The sequence below is a fragment of the Alphaproteobacteria bacterium LSUCC0719 genome, assembly GCA_040839025.1.
Taxonomy (GTDB): Bacteria; Pseudomonadota; Alphaproteobacteria; order Puniceispirillales; family Puniceispirillaceae; genus UBA8309.
Genome location: JBFPJN010000004.1, coordinates 178,659 through 200,227 on the forward strand (window position 1 = coordinate 178,659; position 21,569 = coordinate 200,227).

The 21,569-nt window shown below is 59.1% G+C and carries 23 protein-coding genes; 6 read left to right on the top strand and 17 right to left on the bottom strand.

What is annotated here, in order from left to right:
- Window positions 1–4: 4 nt before the first annotated feature.
- The 9 genes from AB3X55_09460 to AB3X55_09500 all read right to left on the bottom strand — a co-directional run bounded on the left by AB3X55_09460 (window position 5) and on the right by AB3X55_09500 (window position 8,880).
- Window positions 5–1,396, bottom strand: coding sequence for a c-type cytochrome (locus tag AB3X55_09460; GenBank protein MEX0503808.1), 1,392 nt, complete (start codon window positions 1,394–1,396; stop codon window positions 5–7).
- A gap of 23 nt (window positions 1,397–1,419) precedes the next feature.
- Window positions 1,420–2,475: a formate dehydrogenase subunit gamma gene (locus AB3X55_09465; protein ID MEX0503809.1), complete on the bottom strand. Its 1,056-nt coding sequence runs from the start codon at window positions 2,473–2,475 to the stop codon at window positions 1,420–1,422.
- A 52-nt stretch (window positions 2,476–2,527) separates the two neighbouring features.
- On the bottom strand, window positions 2,528–2,722 hold the full coding sequence (locus AB3X55_09470) for a hypothetical protein (protein MEX0503810.1): 195 nt from the start codon (window positions 2,720–2,722) through the stop codon (window positions 2,528–2,530).
- A 114-nt stretch (window positions 2,723–2,836) separates the two neighbouring features.
- Window positions 2,837–3,427 (bottom strand): formate dehydrogenase FDH3 subunit beta, encoded by a 591-nt coding sequence (fdh3B, locus tag AB3X55_09475; GenBank protein MEX0503811.1) that lies wholly within the window; start codon window positions 3,425–3,427, stop codon window positions 2,837–2,839.
- An 11-nt stretch (window positions 3,428–3,438) separates the two neighbouring features.
- Entirely contained in the window at window positions 3,439–6,330 is a 2,892-nt protein-coding gene (locus AB3X55_09480; GenBank protein MEX0503812.1) for a formate dehydrogenase subunit alpha, read from the bottom strand.
- 27 nt (window positions 6,331–6,357) lie between these two features.
- Window positions 6,358–6,555: a ubiquinol-cytochrome c reductase iron-sulfur subunit N-terminal domain-containing protein gene (locus tag AB3X55_09485; GenBank protein ID MEX0503813.1), complete on the bottom strand. Its 198-nt coding sequence runs from the start codon at window positions 6,553–6,555 to the stop codon at window positions 6,358–6,360.
- A gap of 64 nt (window positions 6,556–6,619) precedes the next feature.
- Window positions 6,620–7,237 carry a molecular chaperone gene (locus AB3X55_09490; GenBank protein MEX0503814.1) on the bottom strand — a complete coding sequence of 206 codons (618 nt, stop codon included), beginning with the start codon at window positions 7,235–7,237 and terminating at the stop codon, window positions 6,620–6,622.
- A 218-nt stretch (window positions 7,238–7,455) separates the two neighbouring features.
- Entirely contained in the window at window positions 7,456–8,256 is an 801-nt protein-coding gene (locus AB3X55_09495) for a DUF3306 domain-containing protein (protein ID MEX0503815.1), read from the bottom strand.
- A gap of 15 nt (window positions 8,257–8,271) precedes the next feature.
- Window positions 8,272–8,880, bottom strand: a complete 609-nt coding sequence (locus AB3X55_09500) for a DUF3305 domain-containing protein (protein MEX0503816.1) — start codon at window positions 8,878–8,880, stop codon at window positions 8,272–8,274.
- A gap of 186 nt (window positions 8,881–9,066) precedes the next feature.
- Here AB3X55_09500 and AB3X55_09505 point away from each other — a divergent pair, with 186 nt between their 5' ends.
- Window positions 9,067–11,091, top strand: a complete 2,025-nt coding sequence (locus tag AB3X55_09505; protein ID MEX0503817.1) for a 4Fe-4S dicluster domain-containing protein — start codon at window positions 9,067–9,069, stop codon at window positions 11,089–11,091.
- 51 nt (window positions 11,092–11,142) lie between these two features.
- Here the strand turns inward: AB3X55_09505 and AB3X55_09510 are convergent, their stop codons facing one another.
- Genes AB3X55_09510 through AB3X55_09540 form a run of 7 tightly spaced genes read right to left on the bottom strand, consistent with a single transcriptional unit; the run spans window position 11,143 to window position 15,547 of the window.
- The gene (locus AB3X55_09510) at window positions 11,143–12,129 is read right to left on the bottom strand and encodes a DUF6352 family protein (GenBank protein ID MEX0503818.1); all 987 of its coding nucleotides are present in this window, start codon (window positions 12,127–12,129) and stop codon (window positions 11,143–11,145) included.
- A gap of 30 nt (window positions 12,130–12,159) precedes the next feature.
- Window positions 12,160–12,657: a DUF6505 family protein gene (locus AB3X55_09515; GenBank protein MEX0503819.1), complete on the bottom strand. Its 498-nt coding sequence runs from the start codon at window positions 12,655–12,657 to the stop codon at window positions 12,160–12,162.
- A 10-nt stretch (window positions 12,658–12,667) separates the two neighbouring features.
- The gene (locus AB3X55_09520; GenBank protein MEX0503820.1) at window positions 12,668–13,459 is read right to left on the bottom strand and encodes a biotin/lipoate--protein ligase family protein; all 792 of its coding nucleotides are present in this window, start codon (window positions 13,457–13,459) and stop codon (window positions 12,668–12,670) included.
- On the bottom strand, window positions 13,456–14,538 hold the full coding sequence (locus AB3X55_09525; GenBank protein MEX0503821.1) for an Mrp/NBP35 family ATP-binding protein: 1,083 nt from the start codon (window positions 14,536–14,538) through the stop codon (window positions 13,456–13,458). Before AB3X55_09525 ends, AB3X55_09520 begins: the two co-directional genes overlap by 4 nt.
- Window positions 14,531–14,767, bottom strand: a complete 237-nt coding sequence (locus tag AB3X55_09530) for a DUF6494 family protein (protein MEX0503822.1) — start codon at window positions 14,765–14,767, stop codon at window positions 14,531–14,533. The genes AB3X55_09525 and AB3X55_09530 overlap by 8 nt, the downstream gene beginning before the upstream one ends.
- A 33-nt stretch (window positions 14,768–14,800) precedes the next feature.
- Window positions 14,801–15,235 carry a cytochrome c gene (locus AB3X55_09535; protein ID MEX0503823.1) on the bottom strand — a complete coding sequence of 145 codons (435 nt, stop codon included), beginning with the start codon at window positions 15,233–15,235 and terminating at the stop codon, window positions 14,801–14,803.
- A 9-nt stretch (window positions 15,236–15,244) separates the two neighbouring features.
- Entirely contained in the window at window positions 15,245–15,547 is a 303-nt protein-coding gene (locus tag AB3X55_09540) for a DUF3144 domain-containing protein (protein ID MEX0503824.1), read from the bottom strand.
- Window positions 15,548–15,819: 272 nt separating this feature from the next.
- Here AB3X55_09540 and AB3X55_09545 point away from each other — a divergent pair, with 272 nt between their 5' ends.
- The 5 genes from AB3X55_09545 (at window position 15,820) to AB3X55_09565 (ending at window position 20,568) form a co-directional block, all read left to right on the top strand.
- The gene (locus AB3X55_09545; GenBank protein ID MEX0503825.1) at window positions 15,820–16,671 is read left to right on the top strand and encodes a substrate-binding domain-containing protein; all 852 of its coding nucleotides are present in this window, start codon (window positions 15,820–15,822) and stop codon (window positions 16,669–16,671) included.
- 115 nt (window positions 16,672–16,786) lie between these two features.
- Entirely contained in the window at window positions 16,787–17,719 is a 933-nt protein-coding gene (locus AB3X55_09550) for a phosphotransferase (protein MEX0503826.1), read from the top strand.
- 46 nt (window positions 17,720–17,765) lie between these two features.
- Window positions 17,766–18,374 carry a histidine phosphatase family protein gene (locus tag AB3X55_09555; protein ID MEX0503827.1) on the top strand — a complete coding sequence of 203 codons (609 nt, stop codon included), beginning with the start codon at window positions 17,766–17,768 and terminating at the stop codon, window positions 18,372–18,374.
- A 469-nt stretch (window positions 18,375–18,843) separates the two neighbouring features.
- A complete protein-coding gene (locus tag AB3X55_09560; protein MEX0503828.1) occupies window positions 18,844–19,278 on the top strand; it encodes an Hsp20 family protein in 435 nt (144 codons plus the stop codon).
- A gap of 369 nt (window positions 19,279–19,647) precedes the next feature.
- Window positions 19,648–20,568, top strand: a complete 921-nt coding sequence (locus AB3X55_09565; protein MEX0503829.1) for a glutathione S-transferase family protein — start codon at window positions 19,648–19,650, stop codon at window positions 20,566–20,568.
- 10 nt (window positions 20,569–20,578) lie between these two features.
- Here AB3X55_09565 and AB3X55_09570 read toward each other — a convergent pair whose 3' ends face one another.
- Entirely contained in the window at window positions 20,579–21,559 is a 981-nt protein-coding gene (locus AB3X55_09570) for a 2-hydroxyacid dehydrogenase (GenBank protein ID MEX0503830.1), read from the bottom strand.
- Window positions 21,560–21,569 lie beyond the last annotated feature (10 nt).

The following is a 21,569-nucleotide window of genomic DNA, read 5'->3' on the forward strand; positions in this document are numbered from 1 at the left end:
GCCGTCACTGTTCAACTATTGTCTCTTTGGTAGCCATTTTCAAGAACGTTACAAGATCAATCCGGTCCTGCGCGTTCTTCATTCGCTGGATCGGCATTTTGGTGCCGGGCGTAACCACATCGGGCCCGTCTGCGAACAGGCGGTTGATGGAGTCCTCGTTCCACACGATGTCAGAATCCAGAAGCGCCCTCGAATAGGGATAGCCTGCCAGCGTTCCCGCCGTGCGGCCGAACACACCGAACAGCGTTGGTCCAGCACGGCGCTTGCCGTCCGGACTCAGCGTATGGCACACGCTGCATTTCCGGGCAAATTGCCGCTCTCCATTGCTGATGGCGTCGGTCGGGTGGAAGCGACGTGCCGGGCCGGGTCTGACGAGATATTCCGGCGGAAATTCGAACAATTCCCATCTGGTGATGAAATCATCCAGCCCGGCCACCACAAGCGATTTGCCGTCCGGCATGATCACCACCGACCAGATCGGGCCATTGGCAGCGTTGAAGTCACGCACGATAGTCCAGTCGGATGTGTTGATGACCACAACACGGCCCTTGGCATTGCCGAACGCCAGCATCTGGTAAACAGGGCTGCCATAGATCGCCAGAACCGGTACCCGTTCATCACCAAGCCGCATCACCTCTTCGCCTGTCGACAGTCTTTCGACATTCATCGTGCCGTCGGACGATCCATAGGCGACAATGTCGTTGTCCTCATCGATCGCAAAGACCGATACGCTCCACCCGTTGCGGACAATGCTGCGGAGATATTCACCATTCGACAGACGCCATTTGCGGATCTGCCCATCATATCCGGCGCTGAAAAGATGCTCGCCATCGGCCGAGAACTGCACACCATTTACCGGGCCGTCATGACCACGGATGAAACGGCTGTTGTCGCCGGCGGCGTCAAGGTCGCCATCAAGCGGCCAGATCCCTATGGACCCGTCCCAGCTTGCCGAGGCAAGCAATGTTCCATCCTCCGAAAAGGCAAGATTGACGATCTTGCCCTGGTGACCGGTCAGGATGATTGGCTGCGGATCCTCAAGCTCCAATATGGACTGCGGCCACAGATAGATGCGGCCATCATCGCCAGCCGTGGCCAAAATCCTGCCGTCTGGTGAAAACCGCGCCGTATTCACGGCGGCTTCATGCGCATATAGCGTATTGCGTTCTGTGATATCCGGCGCCTGCCAGATCACCGCCGAATAGTCGAAACTTGCCGATACAAGCGTGCTGCCATCCGGTGACAAGGTAAGATCGCGAACCGGACCGCCATGTGCCGTGTATCGGTCAAAGGCACTCGCAGTGCTGACAGCTGAGAATGACAGCATCAGGACAAGCAAGGCCGCCCGGACAAGTCCGGACGGCCTCAGCGATATCAGATTGGCGTCACGTGCCACGGTTTCACCCGGCGCCGACGGTTCTATTCCGCCGGCTTGGCTGCCTTCTGGTCCTCTTCCTCGACCCAGAGGCTGTGGTGTTCCTTGGCCCAGTTGCGGTCGACACGGCCGGAGTTCATGGCGTCAAGCGCCCCTTCCATGCCAACCGAACCGATATAGATGTGAGCCATGATCATCACGATCAGCGCCAGTGACACAAAACCGTGCCACAGCTGGTTCAGCTGCTGTTCCTGAAGCGCTGTAAAGTCTGTCGGCAGGTTGAAGCCAAGGCCATTCAACAGCGCGAAGGTATCGGCAAACATCGTGGTCTGGAACGGGAACATCAGCGCGATGCCGGACATGCTGACCGACAGGCCGCCGATCATGACAGCCCAGAAGATGATCTTCTGACCGGCATTGAACTTCTTTGCCGGAGGATGGACACCTTTCTTGACGATGCCGCCGCCCATCTTGATCCATTGCAGATCGACCTTGTTCGGGATGTTGTGGCGCACCCACAGGATAAAGGACAGCGCCAGACCAACCATGAAGGCAAACGCCAGGAAGTTATGCGCGTATTTGCCGGCCGCGGTCAGCGCGGCAAACGCGTCCTTGCCGATAACAGGCAACAATACATAACGACCATAAAGCATGTTGAGGCCCGTGATGCCAAGGATCACAAACGATCCCGCCATCAACCAGTGGGCAAATCGGTCTATTGTTCCAAACCGCAGGATGGTGTCACCCGACGGCCCGCTGTCGATCCTGATCTTGCCCCGGACCATATAGAACAGTCCAAGCACGAAAATGACGACAATCAGTCCAATCGCACCAAAGGCCGAGATGGGGCCGTTTCGAAAGGCGCGCCAGTTGTCGCCTTCGGACTGGATCATCACCGCTGACAATTCGTTCTTCATCTGTGTGCTGCCGGCATTTCCCGTCCGCACAAAGCGCCACAGATCGGAATCCGAGTTCAGTCCGAGCGAGTCACCCGGAACCGCGCCCGCCTGCTGTGCCACGGCATCGGCAGGAAGGTTTGTTGCACCACAAAACAGCACCGCCAGCAGCGCGAGAATTCTGAATGCGTTTCCTTGCATCATGATATCACCCCTTGTCGGTCCGGTTGCCGGAAGGCACCCCGGATATCGGTACCTAGTACCAGGCCTGAAGGTTTGTCCTGGCTTCGATTTCGCGAAGCTGTTCATTCGAAAGCGACTGATCTGCGGGCCCCAGATAGGTTCCCTTTTGATATTGCAGGATCCGGCCACGCTCTTCCTGTTCGCAAGCCTGCAGAAATCCGGCAATCGCAATCAGCGCGAGCATGCCCGTGAGTTTTTGACCGGTCATGGCGTCCAGCTCCCTGTCCAGCCACGCCGGAGACGTGGCCTGATAGTCTGTTGAATCTCTGATAGTGGAGACTCCCCCGCCGAAGCGGGGGAGTCCGATTTTGGTGACAGCCTGTTAGCTCTTGATCGTGTAGGCCGTGCCCCAGCCCCAGGCGCCGGATCCGAACCCGCGGGCGACAACACGCTCGCGGAAGATGTTCGAGACCTGGTCGCCATCGCCGGCCAGAAGCGCCTTGGTCGAGCACATTTCCGCACAGATCGGAAGCTTGCCCTCAGCCAGACGGTTACGGCCGTACTTCTGGAACTCGGACTGACTCATGTCATCCTCTGGGCCACCGGCGCAGAAGGTACATTTGTCCATCTTGCCACGCGATCCATAGTTCCCGGCCTGCGGGTACTGCGGCGCGCCGAACGGGCACGCATAGAAGCAGTAACCACACCCGATGCACAGATCCTTCGAATGCAGAACCACACCCTGATCGGTCTGGTAGAAGCAATCGACAGGACAGACGGCCATGCAAGGCGCGTCTGAACAGTGCATGCAGGCAACCGAGATCGAACGTTCACCAGGCTTACCGTCCTGGATGGTCACCACGCGACGGCGGTTCACACCCCACGGCACCTCGTGCTCGTTCTTACAGGCGGTGACACAGGCATTACATTCGATGCAGCGCTCTGCGTCACAAAGAAACTTCATTCTTGCCATTAGTGCCTCCCTTACGCACGTTCAATGTTGCAGAGAGAACATTTCGTCTCCTGCATCAGGGTTACCGAGTCATAGCCGTAGGTCATGGCCGTGTTGGCAGCTTCACCAAGCACATATGGATCCGACCCTGCCGGATACTTCTCGCGAAGGTCCTTACCTTCCATGTGACCACCGAAGTGGAATGGCAGGAAGGCAACACCACGTGCAACACGCTCCGTAACCTGGGCCATAACCTTGATGCGCGCGCCTTCCGGCGTGTTCACCCAGACCATGTCACCGTCGCGGATCGACTTGCCATTCGCATCGAATGGATTGATCTCGACGAACATGTCCTGTTGCAGTTCGGCCAGCCACGGGTTCGACCGGGTTTCGTCACCGCCACCCTCATATTCGACCAGGCGACCGGAGGTCAGAATGATCGGATAGGTGCCTGAGTGATCGACATCCTGGATCGACTTGTACAGTGTCGGCAGGCGATACAGCTTACGGTCCGAATAAGTCGGATAATCCGCAACCAGATCACGACGCGACGTGTACAGCGGCTCACGGTGAAGCGGGATCGGATCCGGGAATGTCCAGACCTTGACCCGTGCCTTGGCGTTACCGAACGGGGCACAACCATGCTTGATGGCAACACGCTGGATGCCACCCGACAGGTCGACCTTCCAGTTCGTCTTGTCACCGGCAATGCCATCGATCACACCGCGCTCTTCAGCGGTAAGATCGCCATCCCAGCCAAGCTTCTTCAGCATGCCCATTGTGAACTCGGGATAGCCGTCCTTGATTTCCGATCCGACCGGGTAGGAGCCTTCGGCAAGCAGATTGTTGCCTTCATGCTCGACCCCGAAACGGGCGCGGAAACACAGACCACCCTCGGCAACCGGCTTGTTTGTGTCATACAGCAGCGGCGTGCCCGGGTGCCCCATTTCGGCAGTACCCCAACACGGCCACGGAAGGCCGTAATAATCACCGTCAAGCTCGCCACCGACAGCCTGCAGCGTTGTCTTGTCGAAGACGTGCTGGTTCGCCATGTGCGCTTTCATACGCTCTGGCGACTGGCCGGTGTAGCCGATTGTCCACATGCCCTTGTTGAACTCGCGGGTCACGTCTTCGATCAGCGGCTCATCACCATTCACCGTGATGTTCCGGAACATGCGATCGGCAAATCCCAGCTTCACGGCAAACTTGTAGATGATGGTGTGGTCAGGCAGCGAGTCGAAGGACGGCTCGATAACCTTTTCACGCCACTGCAGCGAGCGGTTCGACGCGGTTACCGACCCGTAGGTCTCGAACTGTGTCGTTGCCGGCAGCAGATAGACGCCATCTGTACGATCGGACAGAACCGCGGAAACGGTCGGGTATGGATCGATCACGACCATCAGGTCGAGCTTTTCCATCGCCGTCTTCATTTCCTTCATACGGGTCTGCGAGTTCGGAGCATGACCCCAGAAGACCATCGCCCGGAGATTGTCAGGCTGATCCATGTTGTCCTTGTTCTCAAGAACACCATCGATCCAGCGTGACACGGGGATCCCGTTCATGTTCATCAGGCTCTTGGTCTTGCCGTCTTTGCCCTTGATGGAGTCGAAGCGGGCCTTGATCCACTCGTAATCCTCACCCCAGACGCGCGACCAGTGCTTCCAGGCACCTGCCGACAGGCCATAATAGCCAGGCAGCGAATGCGACAGAACGCAGAAGTCGGTTGCGCCCTGAACGTTGTCGTGACCACGGAAGATGTTCGCGCCGCCACCGGCAACGCCCATATTTCCGAGAGCCAGCTGCAACGCGCAGTAAGCACGGGTGTTGTTGTTACCGTTGGTGTGCTGTGTGCCACCCATGCACCAGATGAAGGTGCCAGGACGGTTGTTTGCCATCAGCTGGGCCACACGGCGCAGCTGCGAACCGGGAACGCCGGTTACACGCTCGGTCTCTTCCGGGGTCCATTTTGCGACCTCGGCCTTGACGTCTTCCATCCCGTAAACACGCTGGCGGATGAACTCTTTGTCCTCCCAGCCGTTTTCGAAGATGTGCCACATGATGCCCCAGATCAGGGCCACGTCGGCACCCGGGCGGAAGCGCACATATTCATCGGCATGCGCTGCCGTACGCGTAAAGCGTGGGTCACAGACGATCAGCGGCGCATTGTTCTGCTCCTTGGCCTTGAGAACATGCATCAGGGATACCGGATGCGCCTCGGCCGGGTTGCCACCAATGATGAAGATCGCACGCGAATTGTGAATATCGTTGTACGAGTTCGTCATTGCACCATAGCCCCAGGTGTTGGCAACACCGGCGACTGTGGTCGAGTGACAGATACGCGCCTGGTGGTCACCATTGTTGGAACCCCAGTAGGCGTACAGCTTGCGGAACAGATAGGCCTGTTCGTTGTTGTGCTTTGCGGAACCGAGCCAGTAAACCGAATCCGGTCCTGACTGCTCGCGAATCTCAAGCATCTTGTCGCCAATCTCATTGATGGCATCGTCCCAGCTCATGCGGGTCCATTTGCCACCGACAAGTTTCAGCGGATACTTCAGACGGCGTTCGCCGCTTGCCGTTTCCCGAACGGATGCGCCCTTGGCACAGTGGGCACCAAGGTTGATCGGGCTGTCCCAGCCAGGCTCCTGACCTGTCCAGACGCCGTTCTGCACCTCTGCCATGACGGTACAACCGACAGAGCAGTGCGTACAAACGGTCTTCTTGATTTCAGCTGCTGCGCCGGACACAGTTGCCTGTGCCGGACGAACGTTGCTGCCTGATACCGCAACCGCAGTGGCGACGCCACCAATCGCGAGACCAGAACCGCGCAGGAATGCACGACGGTCAACAACCTTTTCCGCAACCTTGCCGAAAAAAGACGATGACTGGGGGCTTTTCGCTACCCCTGACCTCTTCTTCTTAAGCATTGTTGTCTCCTCCAGTTGGAAAGCTGATTAGAACCGAGCCGACTTGTAGAAAGCCTTGACGTGATCGGTTTCGCGATAGCCGGAACCGGTCACCTCCGTTACGTCATCAGCAGATGCTGTCTTGCTGGCAACCGCTACCGTACCGGCAGCAGCGACCGACAAGGCAGCCTTCTTGAGAAAGTCACGCCGATGCTCGACGCCAGTCTTCTCCATGTTGTCTGTCATTTTCTATACCTCCAAAAATGACGCCGCATAAGGCCGCGGCCTGCCATGTTGCGGGGGCGTTTCGCTACCCCGCATCATCCATGTCGAAAGCTTCGCTTTCAATCTCCATAAATGCGCGGCCGATCGTGCCGACCGGCGCATAGAATACAGCTGATTTCGCCGCCTCGATGTCCTGCATCAAAAGCGGCGCCCAGGGATCGATATGTGTCTTGAAAAAGGTCGCCTGCGCCGCCAGATCGTTCGGCGCGTCGAACGTGCCGCGGATCAGCCCGGCCATGATGTCGAACAGACTTGCAATGTGGTCTTCCGGATCCTTGACACCCTCGGCCCGCTCAATCCCCATCACCTGCATTTCGTTGCGAAGCTTGGCCAGCGGCTTGTCGTTCAAAAACCCTGTCAGATAGTAGGATGCATAGGGCAGCAGTTCGCCGCGCCCCACGCCAATGAACAGGCGCATATATTCATCGCGGATTTCGTCATTGGCTATTTTCGAGGCAAGCGTTGCCAGCACCGTGCTGGCGGACCCGATGGATGAACTGTCGCCCTTCAGGCCCGCGACAAGACCGATCAGCTCGTCACTCGGCTCCTGGCGCAACATCATGGCCAGAAATTCATACATTTCCGCCCGAAGCCGATCATCCTCGGTCAACGAATTCTGGTCGTTTCTAGCCACAGCGGCCATCCTCACCTCCCCAGGACATCAAGCTGTTCGCGTCAACCGGACGGAGTGCGAACATACTAATGCCCAGTTAATCAACCGTAGCATAAGATCTCGCCGCGCCAAGAGCCGATATGCCCGGCGGCGCATTATGTTATGTGACTTTCTGACGCATTATGCCGCAGAGCAGGGAATCCGCAGCAAAACAGGCCATCCTGCGGGCAGATCATACAGCGGGCGGGTTATGCGGCAGATTTATCCGTTGGCCGCCGAAAACTCATGCGGCGCGGCCGTGGCGGCGGCACATCATCCTCGCTGTCATTGCCGGTGTCGCTCTGAGTGTCAGTGTCATTGATCCTCACCGCCGGCGGATCCGGTGGGGCCAGTTCATTGGCGGGGCCAGGCGGCGCAGCCGGTTCGATCGCCGTCGCGGCGCTGTCACTGTCACTGTCACTGTCGCTGTCACTATTGCTGTCACGCGACGCAAGCTTGTCATCTTCCTCGGCCTTGCCAGCCGGATCATCCTCATCACGGCGGGACGGATCGTCGGCAAGCCTTGACCGATCGGCCTCATCGGCAAGCGCCGTCCCGGCATCGTCGTCATCAACTGCGTCGAACGCCTTCTGCAGATAGCCCTTGCCGACCTGATAGGCGGTCTGCATGCCATCGATCACTGTTGCCGCATCGGTATAGTTTTCGCCATATTCGACCATTTCATCGGCAAATCTGAACAGCGGATTCAGCCGCCACATGCGGCGCAGTGCCATCTGCCGGATCCGATCCGGAAACTGCCCCTGCAGCAGCGTGTCCAGCTTGTCCTGATCCTCGATGGATTCGGGATCATCCACCCCGTATTTGGCAAGAAGCTCGTCGTCGGACAGCGCCGCCTCTTCCTCGGACTCTTCAGCCGGCAGATCCGCGCCGGGTGGCAGGCCGGTTTCCGGCATATCCGGGACCGCCTCACCACGCGCCACCTGCGATTTGCGCCGCAGACGCTCTGAAAGGGATCGTTTCAGTCGGGTCGGGCCCTCTTCTTCAGCCATTACGCTGCCCTCCCGCTATTGCCGCCGCAGCCTGGGGTCTGCACGACCGCCGACCCGTGCGTCGAGATTCGCCCGGTCACGAACCCGCTTCTTGAACGGTTCGGGGTGGTAATGCGCCTCGACAAAAGCAGCCACGAACTGTCTGATCGGTCCGGCAAGCGGCAGTTTTTCGATCAGATCCTCGCCACAATCCTCATAATCCTGGATATTGTAGGGGGACAGGCTGAGTTCGGCGACATGCATGTCCGGCGCATCCTCGTCGTCATCGCCAGCCGGCAATTCCTCGTCGTCCTCATCCTCGCCGGACCGCAGAACGAGATAGATTGCCGGATCGCTCGAGGCGAGGTTTTCGGCATAGGCCTCGGCCTCGGCGTGGTGCAGGTCCAGAAAGGCATCGGCAAAGAACAGATCGTCGGCCACCGCGCCACCACCGGAACCACGAAGGCGTTGCAGGCGGGTGTTGTTGATCGGCGGCGCGCCCCCACCACGTTCGGGTCGCAACGGCAACAGATCGCTGATCACCCAGCGAAATGGCTGCCACACATTGTCAAGCGGCTGTTTTTCGACGATCACCCTGACGCCATACAGGACATGTTTCGTCTGTGGTGTAACCTCGTCTGACATATTCCCCCCAGTCGGAACAATCGCGGACCATTGCCGGATCGTCCTCTGGATCACCCCGTGACCTTTTTACCCACCCCAGCCCGGCATTTGGACCGTGTGAATTTTCAACACTGCGTTACTCTAGGCATCATTCGCGAGTATTGGAAACATGCCAAAACATCGCGCTTGCAGAACCGGGAGGCCCTGATGATGAAGCTTGCAGAGCGTGACATACTTGTCTGCGATTGCGGTGGCACGATGGATATTGACGCCGCGAAGCTTGGCAAGGCCTGTGGGGCGGCAGGTGGCTGTGCCGTGGCAACGGAACTGTGCCGGTCCGGAATCGAACGGTTCGAGAGCGCCCTCGAGGCATCAGGCGACCGCCCGCTGATCGTTGCCTGCACGCAGGAAAGCGCGACATTTGAGCAGCTTGCCGAGGAAAGCGGCAGGCCGATACCCGAATTCATCAATATTCGCGAGGCTGCGGGCTGGAGCGACGATGGCGCGGCAGCGCTGCCGAAAATCGCCGCCCTGCTTCGCGCTGCCACGGACAGCGTTCCGGCGGCACGAAGCCTGACACTGACCTCGTCCGGACGCTGCCTCATCTATGCCGATGGTGCGCGCGGCAACGGTGTCGATGCCGCGCTGGACATGGCGGCAAAGCTGAAGGACTCGCTCGGCGTTACCGTGATGATCACCTCGCCCGGCGAGGACATCATGGCAAGTGGCATTTCAGGCCTGGTGACGATGGGGACGATTCGCAGCGCCAAGGGTCACTTCACCGCCTTTGACCTTGTCATTGACAGCTTTGGCACAGCACTGCCGAGCAGCCGCGCCTCATTGCGGTTTGAAGACCCGCAGAACGGAATCGAAACCGGATGCGACATCATCATCGACCTGACCGGGGCGCCGGCACTGTTCACCGGCTGGGAAAAGCGGGACGGCTATTTTCGTGTCAGCCCTGATGATCCGGTGCGGCTGGCAACCGTGACAGCGGAAGCCGCCGAGATGATCGGCGCTTTCGAAAAGCCGATCTATGTCGATTACGATGCCAATCTGTGCGCACATTCCCGCAACAGCCTGAACGGCTGTTCGCGCTGTCTTGATGTCTGCCCTGCCGGTGCCATCATCAGCGCTGGCGACACTGTCGAGATTGACCCCGCCATTTGCGGAGGCTGCGGCTATTGTGGTGCTGTCTGCCCGTCCGGAGCCGCGCAGACAAACCTTCCCGCCGCAGATGCTTTCGGTCAACAGATGGCAAGCCTTGTCGATCATTACCTCGAAGCCGGCGGAAAAACGCCGCGGCTGCTTCTTGCCGACTCCAGCCACGGTGCCGGCATGATCGACATGATTGCCCGCTTCGGTCCCGGTCTGCCGGCCGATCTGCTGCCGATGACCATGCACAGCACCGGCCGGGTCGGGCACGACCTGCTGGCCACCGCCATTGCACAGGGCTATGTGCAGGTGATCATCCTTGCCAATCCGAACAAGCCTGATGAGACGCCGCAGATTAGCCGCCAGATCGAACTGGCACGGGCGCTGATGGCTGGTGTCGGGGCCGATGACGAGTCTCGGTTCGTGCTGATTGACGATCCCGATCCCGACAATGTGGCGGCACAGCTTCGCGGCCCACGACCGGGCGGCAAGGTCACACCGGCACCGTTCAGCCCCCTTGGCAGTCCGCGCGCCATCACACGGCTGGCGATTCGTGGCCTTGCCGGCACACAGAAGATTGAACCCGCTGCCATCCCGCTTCCCGAAGGCGCGCCCTATGGCCGGGTCGACATCGACACCGACAATTGCACCATATGCCTGTCATGTGTTGGTGCCTGTCCGGCAGGCGCGCTGCAGGACAATCCGGACGCCCCGCAGCTGTTGTTCCGCGAGGATGCCTGCCTGCAATGCGGCATCTGCGTGGCAACCTGTCCGGAAAAGGTGATCAGCCTGGTGCCGCAATTCAATCTTGCCGACAGCGCGATGAATGCCGAGCTGGTCATCGAGGATACGCCATTCCACTGCACGGGCTGTGGCAAGCCATTTGGCAGCTCGCGGTCAATCGAACGGGTAATCGACAAATTGTCGGGACACAGCATGTTCAGCGGCGAGCGCCAGATCGACATGCTGAAAATGTGCGAGGACTGCCGGGTCGAAGTCATGTTCGACAAGGATGACAGGCTGATGGATATCGGCGAGCGCCGCAAGCCGCGGACCACCGACGATTACCTGAACTAGGTCTTGTCCGAACCAGATCTCGGCCACCCTGAAGGCGCAGTCGGCGTCGGCTCAGCTGGTCGCCAGCGGCAGGTTGGCAAGCAGGTTCTGCGGCTTCATGCGCACGCTGCCCGTCTGGTCCATTGCAAGCCCCAGATATACGGGCTTGCCGGCCATTTCGGGCACAAACCCGTCCTCCGCCTCGAGCTTGAACAGGCACAGGATCGAGCGCAGCCGGTCCTCGCCAACGTCAGCCCCGGCATAGAGATCGTTGAACAGCTCGTTGGCAACGGGATCAAGTCCGATATGCCATGACCAGCTTTCATCCTCGATCTGATGCATCGGCTGGATACGGGTCGTAACCCCCAGAAAATAACCGATCCACGCTTCCATCACACGGCACAGCCCGTCGAGAGCCGGCTGGGTAAAGGCGATATCCACCGAAGTGTTGAACATGTCGGACCGGGCCCAATATTCATCCGCCGTTTCGGTGGCGAGGATATCGATGCTGACCTCGTCGGGGCTCGGCCCTTCCTGAAGCATCCGCGCCATGCCGGCCTGAAGCTGGACCGTCGCGTGGTCAGCCACCATGATTCGACCGTCATCCAGCGTCACCGTCTGTTGCCTGAACAGACATTCAGCCGCCCTGATCTTCAGAGTGTCGGTTTCGCCATCGAGAATATTTCTCAGGATGATCTGCGTCAGCTGTTCAACGAACAGGGGCGGAAACTCGATTCTGGCCCCACGGACAATCGCCATATAGGCAGCTTCGAGGGTCGGATATTGCGCAAGAAAGGCACGGAAGGCCAGGACAGCGCGATAATTGTGGACAACGTCACGGTCAATGATGGGATCAAAATCCGCTTCAGACACCTCGGCAAAGGGATTTTCGGTAAGTCTGGCATGAAGCGCGCGCTCGGCCGGGCAGGACTCGTCCTGCGGGGCGATTTCATCGCGCGCATAATAGGCCAGCATGAAATCCGCGCTGGGGACAAGCCGGCCCTCGGCATCGCGGTCAAGAAGGTGCCAACCCGAGGTCAGCCAGAAATCCTGTGTCATGTCCATTCCCCGGGTTTGCGGTGCCGAACCTCAGTCGGCATCGGCAGGTTCCTCATCCTCGATCACTGTCCAGATCTTCTGCTCGGCGCAGGAATCGGCCTTTGCCAGACTGCGAAAACTCTCGGTGATGCCGGCATCGCCAAGCTGTCGCTGGATTGCCAGCAGCGTGCCGGTCTTATGCTGCGCGCACAGCTCCGCCATGAAGCTGATTTCCCCGGCGGCGGCTTCGCGCGCCACATCCATATCAGGCGCTCCGAGCCGGTCCACAAACTGGGTCGCCACCTGTTCGGTCAGGCTGGCCAGGTCTTCCTCGCTGGCATTGACAACGCTGACCAGCGTCGAGAAGCCGAACGACGTGGTGCCGAGAAAGCCGTTGCTGAAAGCCTGTTTGACCTTGCCCGTCAGCGCTTCGGGCGCGAGATCGGCAAAGCAGAACGTGCCGACAAGGGCCCATTCACCTTCCTCGGCAGCAGCCGGAAAGACGTTCAGATCGGAGGAATCAAACCTGATGGTGCGCGCCAGTCTCACGATATGTCCTTCATGCCCCGGCTTTCAGCGAATGCAGCTCTGCCGGACCGCAGACACTCTCGAATTCGGTTGGCGTCAGCCCGACAGGGCGGCCATCGATCTTGATCAGCGCCGTACCGTCTTCATCCAGTCCGATCCAGTCGGCCATGGTGCCGTCGGCAAGAGCCATCTCGCCACCTTCCTGAAGGCGCTGAATCCACAAATCATGGAGCGGCCGGAACCCGTCATCTTCCCATCTGTTGACCCATGCCATGAAATGCCTGCAGATCGATTCGACAAGCCTGGTCCGCGAAATGAAACTGCCACCCTCCTCGGCAAGCGAGGTATATTCAAGGCCGCCAGCATCGCGCCACACATCTTCCGATCCGGTGCGCACCGACAGATCTATCGTCGCGCCGACAACCATCCATCCCGGCACATCCTCGCGGCCTGTTGACGGGTCTGCGGTGATCCACACCCGACCGGCACGGCCCCGGTTCAACAGGATATATCCCGGCAGCTGATAGGACACGACAACCTCTGGCGGGGCCAGCGCGCCAATCGCGTCGCCGACACCTATCATCAACGCATACAGCATCTGACCGGCCTGACGAAGCGGCACCTCGGGGCCAAGGATGACGGCAAAGTCGGCAACCTTTGTCGCCTCGGAATACAGAACTGTCCCGACCTCGGCGGTCGCCACGGCGGCAAGCGCCTTTGCCGCAACATCCTGTCCCTCGGGAACCGGCACCGCAGTCAGCAGCGGCGGCAATTGCGGTGCGTCGCCATCCTCGGCCGGAAATTCCTCGTAATAAAGGCTCATGCCTCTTCCTCCTCGCGCCGCAGATCGGCAATCTCCATCAGGCGCCGCGCAATCTTGCGATAGGTCTTGGCCTGAACCGACCGCGGGTTGGCAACAACGACAGGCGTTCCGGAATCACCACCGGTACGCACTTCCAGAGACAGCGGAATCTCGCCCAGCATCTCGATGCCGCGACGTGACGCCTCGCCTGCCACACCGTCATTGCCGAAGATATGATCGGTACGGCCACAATCCGGACAGGACCAGTACGCCATATTCTGAATCATGCCAAGTACAGGCACCTCGGCCTTGTCAAACATGGTGATTGCCTTCACCACATCAAGAAGCGCGATGTCCTGCGGTGTCGAAACCACAACCGCACCGGCAAGGTTGACCTGCTGTGCCAGTGAAATCTGGATATCACCTGTGCCCGGCGGCAGATCGATAATGATCACATCCAGCGTTCCCCAGGCAACGGAATCAAGCATCTGTGTCAATGCCGACTGCACCATCGGCCCGCGCCAGATCATGGCTGTATCGTCAGGAACCAACAGCCCCATCGACATCAGATGCACGCCATAATTTTCCAACGGGCGCACCATGTCTCCCCCGGCAGAGGCGGGGCGACCGCTGATACCAAGCATGCGGGGAAGCGACGGCCCATAGACATCGGCATCAAGAAGCCCGACCCGCAACCCTTCCAGCCGCAGCGCAATCGCCAGATTCACGGCTGTGGTCGATTTCCCCACCCCGCCTTTTCCAGACGCCACGGCGACAAAGCGCCTGACCTTTATTTCATGAACCTTTTCAACAATTTCATCCTGTGGCGCGGCAGCAGCCGAGGTCGCGCCGGCATGCGCCGTGACAACGACCGTGGCACTGGTCACGCCCGGAATGTCGCGGACCGCTTTTTCAGCCGCCTGGCGTACCGGCTCCATGGCCGGGCCACGATGCGCCGGGACTTCCAGGGCAAAATTGACATTTGTCTGTTTGACATGGACCGTGCTGACCATACCGAGATCAACAACGGACTTGCCCTGCGAGGGGTCGATCACGCCCCGCAATGCCGCAATCACATCATCTTCGGAAATGTCAGCCATCGGCGCCTGGTGCCAGAAGGTTGCCGTCGACGCGATGCACAAAGCCAAGCTCGGTGATCGTCACCTCGGCATTCACCGCGACCTGCGATCCGGGGGTAATCCTGCCCTCGGCGACCGCCGCCTGCAGCGCAGCTTCCAGCTCTTGATGCGCTGTCACGCCAAGCTGCTTCAGGAATTTGCGCATGGCGATTTCGTCTTCGCTCATCTCATCGCGTTTATCTTTATCCATCGGAATATCCTTTCTGGTTACCCGCAACCCGTCCTAACGGGCCGGTGACGGCAGCGTCCTGACAAAATCCAGAATGTCGTCGACATCATCAAGCGTCAGCACAATTTCATGAACAAAAGCCGGTCTTTCGTCGGATCGCGCGGCGCTGACCTCGCTGATCCGGACAAGCGCCGGGTGTGGCGGCAGAATATAGAATTCCTCGAATCGACGCTCCCAGTCGGCAAGATATTTCATGCCGATGAAAGACGGTGTCGATTCAATGCCGCCATAGGGGTTGATATCACCGACAACATGGCAGCGTGTGCAATGGGTTGCTGCGATGTCGCGCCCCCGATCGACATCGGCATGTGCCGATGGGGCGGCAATCATTGCCAGCATCCAGACCGCGACACCGGCAACAGACAGCCGGGTGGCCGGCACATCCGGCATGGTGACGGCTGTTCCGGCGGTGTTGGACGGGGCTGTCATGACCAGGCCTCAGACATTCGGGTCTGCGAAATGGCCACGCAGCATATCGGCATACTGGGCTGTCATATGCTTGATAAAGTCTTCCTGATCATCGATTTCGATCACATTCTTGCCGACATGTGCCGCGTAGCGCGCCGCAGCAAACAGCATCACCATCTGCAGTTCGGTGGCATCGATCTTGCGATTGCGCTGGTTGGCAAGCGAAATGAACTGGTCGGCAATCCGGATGAAGGATTCGCCATCAAGCCTGCCGGGGACAGATGTTTCAGGGTCAAAGCGTTCCGGGCGCTGATGCCAGTTGGGGTATGTCATATTGAGTTCCACTTTCCTGCGCGTTTTCCTGCGCGTTGGCACCAAGACAAAAGCAAACCGGCCATGCAAGCAAATGACAAGGTGTCGCAACCGCCCGTCCGGGCGGCAGCAGGCCAGTCAGGGTTCCGACAGGGGCGCGTCAATCTGCACCCTTTGCATTCGCTCACGCGGCGCTAGCGTATACGCTGCAGTAGTTTGTAGTACGCCACGAAGTGAGGTTACCAATGATATCCTGCGTCTGCCATCACCTTGTTCGGGTCGGACGTAACGTTATGGCGCCGTGGCATGGCCGGACCATCGGGCTTGTCGGTCTGCTGACTGCCAGCCTTTTTGCCGGGGCCGCACAGGCCAGCACATCATTGATTCTGCAATCCACAACCTCGACCGACAATTCAGGGCTGTATAATTACCTGCTGCCACACTACGCGTCTGTCAGCGGCGTCGAGGTGAAGGTGGTTGCAGTCGGAACCGGCCAGGCACTGGACAACGCCCGCAATTGCGATGGCGATATCGTGATTGCACATGCCCGCGACCTGGAGATTGATTTCGTCTCCGCCGGCTTCGGCACCGAACGCCATGATCTGATGTATAACGACTTTGTCATCGTCGGCCCAAACCACGACCCGGCCGGTATTGCCACCGCCAAAACCGTTGATGACGCCATGCGGGCCATTCATACCGGCAACGCGACATTCGCCTCGCGCGGTGACAATAGTGGCACCAACCGTGCCGAGCGGCGGCTGTGGACGGCAAGTGGCCACACACCGGACAGCGGGGACAGCGGCTGGTATCTGGAAACAGGCATGGGAATGGGCGCGACGCTGAATTTTGCCGTCCAGGCCGAGGCCTACACAGTCAGTGACAGGGCCACATGGCTTGCTTTTGGCAACAAGGCCGACCACCGGATTCTGTTTGAAGGCGATCCGAATCTGTTCAACCAGTATGGGGTAATCCCGGTATCGCCGACACGCTGTCCGATGATCCAGCATCAGGCCGCGCTGGATTTTCGGGACTGGCTGGTGTCCGACGAGGGTCAGGCCGCCATTGCCGCCTTCCAGAAACATGGCAGCCAGCTGTTCTTCCCGAACGCGGCCAAGGATGGTGCGGCGGTCGCAAGCCGGTAGGCGGGCAGGACAGAAAACGTAAATTGCCGCACAGTTCCGGGACGGTCTCATTACATCCTGACAGGTGACAGTCATGATGCCATCATGGCAGCACCCGACCGGGAGGAGCTGATCCATGGCAACAACATTGTTCACATCATCAGGCAACGTATTTCGTGGCAATCTGCACGGCCACTCGACACATTCAGACGGACAGAACAGCCCGCAACAGGTTGTGCAGCTGTACCGCGAGGCAGGGTATGATTTCACCTGCCTGTCGGAACATTACTGGACCGACCCGCGCTTTGCCGCACCAACCATCATTGATGCCACGGAATTTGACGGGCCTGATTTCATCACCATCATTTCGGCTGAACTTCACTGTCCCGGCAAGGCATATGACCGCGATGGCCTGTGGCACATTCTGGCCAATGGTCTGCCGGTCGACTTTGCGATGGCGGATGAATCCGAGACCGGACCGCAGCTTGTTGCGCGTGCGGTGGCGGCGGGAGCCTATGTCACCATTGCGCATCCCGAATGGTACCACCTGACCGATGACGAGGCACACAGCCTGGCGAAGGCAGGCGCGCATGGGGTGGAGATCTACAATCACAGCTCGGCCATAGAAACCGCGCGGGGTGGCGGCATTGCGGCACTCGACCTGCTGCTTCACAAGGGTCATCGGCTTCATCTGGCGGCAACCGATGATTCGCACCACATCCCGGATGACGGCTTTGGCGGATGGGTCATGGTGGCAGCCGACCGGCTGGCGGCGACAGACATTGTTGCCGCGCTGAAGCGCGGCAGCTTCTATGCCTCGACCGGGCCAAGCTTTACCGACCTCGTCCTTGACGGAACCACCCTGCATGTCGGCACCTCGCCGGTGGATCGGGTGATTCTGGCGGCTGAGAATCACCAGGCGCTTTACGTTGCCGGATCCGGTCTGACGACGGCACGGTTCGATCTGGGCACACTGGACAGCAGCTTCATCCGCGTCGTTGCCATTGATGCACAGGGGCATTGTGCCTGGTCAAACCCGTACTGGACCGAAACTATTCATCAGCAATGACAGCGTGGTGGTTGTGTCGGCGGCGGCCACACCCCAAATCAGAGACATGACAATATATCGTTTTGCCCGCACCCTTGAATCCCTGCGCACAGGATGCCGGGCCATTCTCATGGCCACCCTGATCGCCCTGGCCGCGATCTTGCCAGTATCGGTTGTACAGGCCGAGCCGCTTGCTGAGGCGATAGCAAAGATCGACGCCGACGTCCTGTTCCTGCGACACGCACTTGCCCCGGGCTATGGCGATCCGGCACAGTTTGATGTCGCCGACTGCGCCACGCAACGCAATCTGAATGATGAAGGACGTGCCCAGTCGCGGGCCATTGGCGCCTACATGATGCGCCATGACATTGTGCCGGATGCCATCTTCAGCAGCCAATGGTGCCGATGCCAGGACACCGCCAGCGAAATGGCCATCGGCCCGTTTACGACCCATATCGGGCTGAATTCCTTTTTCAACGGGCATGTCGACCGTGACCGGACTCTGGCGGCGCTTCGCGCGCATATGGCGCAGATCGCGCCAAACAGGCTGGAATTGATGGTCACCCATCAGGTGGTCATCAGCGCCATCACCGGCATCGCCCCGCGAAGTGGCGGCATCGTTGTCTATAACAGCCGCACAGGCGATGCTGTTTCAGTGCCGATCATGATCGACTAGATTTCCGGCATCCCCCACCCAAAAACTTCGACAAATATAACAAACGGGCCGGCCATGCCGACCCGCCCAAAACTTTGATAAATATAACAAACGGGCCGGCCATGCCGACCCGCCCAAAACTTCGACAAATATAACAAACGGGCCGGCCATGCCGACCCGCCAAAAACTTTGACAAATATAACAAACGGGCCGGCCATGCCGACCCGTTTGCAGGGAGGAACCATGAAGGTATGGTCAAAGAATGGGCTGCCAGCATGGTCGTAAAATGGTCCGAAAAAGGCCATTTGAAGGCAGAGTCACATATCCTGACGGCAGGCTGGCACGTTGGTCTCAAGGCCCTCTTGAACAGCCGTTCTGCCGCCCTATATCAGGTGTGTAACGCCGAAACGGGTTACAAAAACCATATGTCAAACCGTCGTCTTGCCTGAAAGGGAGACGACACCAAACTCGCTTGAAAGAGGAGATGAAAATGACTCTGTTTACCACCCCTATGGCTCGCCAGTTCGTTGGCTTTGACTCGCTTTTTGATGAGCTGAACCGCCTTGCCGACCGCAAGGAACCGAACTACCCCGCCTACAACATCGCCAAGGATGATGAAGAGCATTACCGGATCGAGCTTGCGCTTGCCGGATTTGGTGCCGATGACATCAGCATCCAGACCGAAAAGGGCGTGCTGACCATTGAAGCCAGCAAGGGCGAGGATACAGGCAACTATGTCTATCAGGGCATCGCGCAGCGCGGCTTTTCGAAAATGTTCCGCCTTGCCGAATATATGAAGGTCGAGGACGCGCAATTTGTCGACGGAATCCTGACCGTCTTCCTGAAGCGTGAAATTCCGGAAGCCGACAAGCCGAAGCAGATCAGCATCAGCAACAAGCCGAAGAAACTGATCAAGGCAGCCTGACGCCTGGTATCACGGCCCACAACAGGGGTGGCGGTCATCTATGACCGCCGCCTTTTTTTGCGCGCCGAGTCCTGTATGGGCATCCGTCTGCGGGGGCAGATGATGACAACACCCACAAGGATGGATCATGTCATGCCAGAAAAAGATCCCCGGTGGCGAAAGCCACCAGGGAACCGAGTTTCAGGAGGGAGAAACATGAAAAACTGCTCATGCACCCTCTGTAACGTCGATCCGAAAAATTTGTTTAATCTGCCGATACCGTGCCGGCTACATAACCCGGCCAGAGATCCCGGCCAAATATCATTGCCGGAGCGGGTAAAACTATCCTAGAGACAATACCGGCCCCCACTTTTCAGGAACAGATACACAATGTCCGCATTCATTCTTCACCATTACTGGCCGTCCCCTTTCGCCCACAAGGTTCGTATCGCCCTGAACATGATCGGCGCGCCATGGATATCGGTGGAAATCCCCCGCGTGCCGCCAAAACCCCTGCTGATGCCCATGACAGCAAGCTATCGACGCACCCCGGTCATGCAGGTGGGGGCGGATATTCACTGTGACACACAGAATATCGCCCGCGCGCTCGGCGAGGCCGGATACGAGGACAAGCTGTTCCCGAATGGCAGCCGCGGCCAGGTCATGGCGCTGTCCAGCTGGATCGATCAGGCGATCGTCGAACTCGCCATCCGGATTGTCATCACCACCTCGATCGGCACCGCGCCGCCAGAATTCATCAAGGATCGCGGTGATCTCTATTTCGGGCCAGGCTGGAGCGAAGCGACGCTGAAGGCAGAGCTGCCAGCGGTGGTGCTGCAACTGTCAGCGCAGCTTGATCAGATCGAGGCAGCCCTGTCGGAACAGCCATTCCTGGCGGGTGACCGTCCCTCATGGGCGGATGCCGGAATGGCCTTTCTTGCCTGGCTGCTTCGTGGGCGCTGGGACGGCGGGGGTAATCTTCTGGCGCGTTATCCGGCGATCGAACGGGTTGAAACGGCGCTTGCCACCAATGCGTCCGACCATGACCCGACAATCACAGCCGAGGAGGCACTTGCCATCGCCCGTGATGCCACACCACTGTCGCCGACAGGGCTGCACAATCCGGCCTCGAACCTGACACCCGGCCAGAATGTGATCATCCGGCCAAAAGCGCATTCATCCGACCCGGATATAACCGGGCGACTGCGCTATCTCGATCCGACCCGTGTGTCGATCGATCATGAAAGTCCCGAGACAGGGCCGGTGGCCGTGCATCTTCCTGTCGCGGGCTACCGGATCACCGCGGCCTGACAGCAGGGCGCTAGCCGGTGAATCTGTCGGTGATCATCGCCAGATCGCGACATTCGGGCACCGGGCTGATCACCCGCCCGTCACCGGCATGCTGGAGCAGATTGTCGACGACAAGGTTGCCCATGGCGCGGCGGGTCTCGACAGTGGCACTGCCGATATGCGGTGTCAGCACCACATTCGGCATGGTGAACAGCACCTCGGGCACATTCGGCTCGTCGGCAAAGACATCCAGTCCGGCCGCACCAAGTCGTCCGTCCTGAAGCGCGGCGACAAGCGCCGGTTCATCCACAACCGACCCACGCGACACATTGACCAGCAATCCATCCGGCCCCAGCGCGTCAAGCACCTTGCGATCGACGATGCCACGCGTATCGGCCCCGCCGGGGGTAACCACAAACAGCACCTCGCAGGCAGCAGCCATCTCGGCAAGATCATCATAATACCGGTAGGGAACATCACGCGGTGTACGGTTGTGATAGGCGATTTCGGCATGAAATGGCGCCAGCTTTTTGGCCAGCGCAAGACCGATCCGGCCAAGACCGAGAATCCCGACCCGCCGGTGATCCGCCGAGCGGGACAGTTTGATGTGGCCCTCGCTTGCCCACTGCCCGGCCCGGACATAGGCGTCACTGGCCAGAAGATTGCGATAACTTGCCAGCATCAGCATCAATGCCGTTGTCGCCACCTCGTCATTCAGCACCTGCGGCGTGTGCGTCACAAGCACGCCCCGCGACAGCGACAGCTCGACATCGATGGCGTCATAGCCAACGCCATAATTGCTGATCAACGCCAGATTCGGCATCGCATCCATCCAGTCGCGCGGCACCCCGTAATGCCCGTCGGTCAGCGCATATCTGATGGTCTTGCCCTCGCGATCGAGGAAGGACGGCATGTCATCAATCCGATGTGCGTCATGCAGGGCAAGGCGGCCTTCAAGCCGGCTGCGCATCTCGTCGGTGATATCACCGATGATAAGAAGGCCATCTGTCATTGGCTGGTTT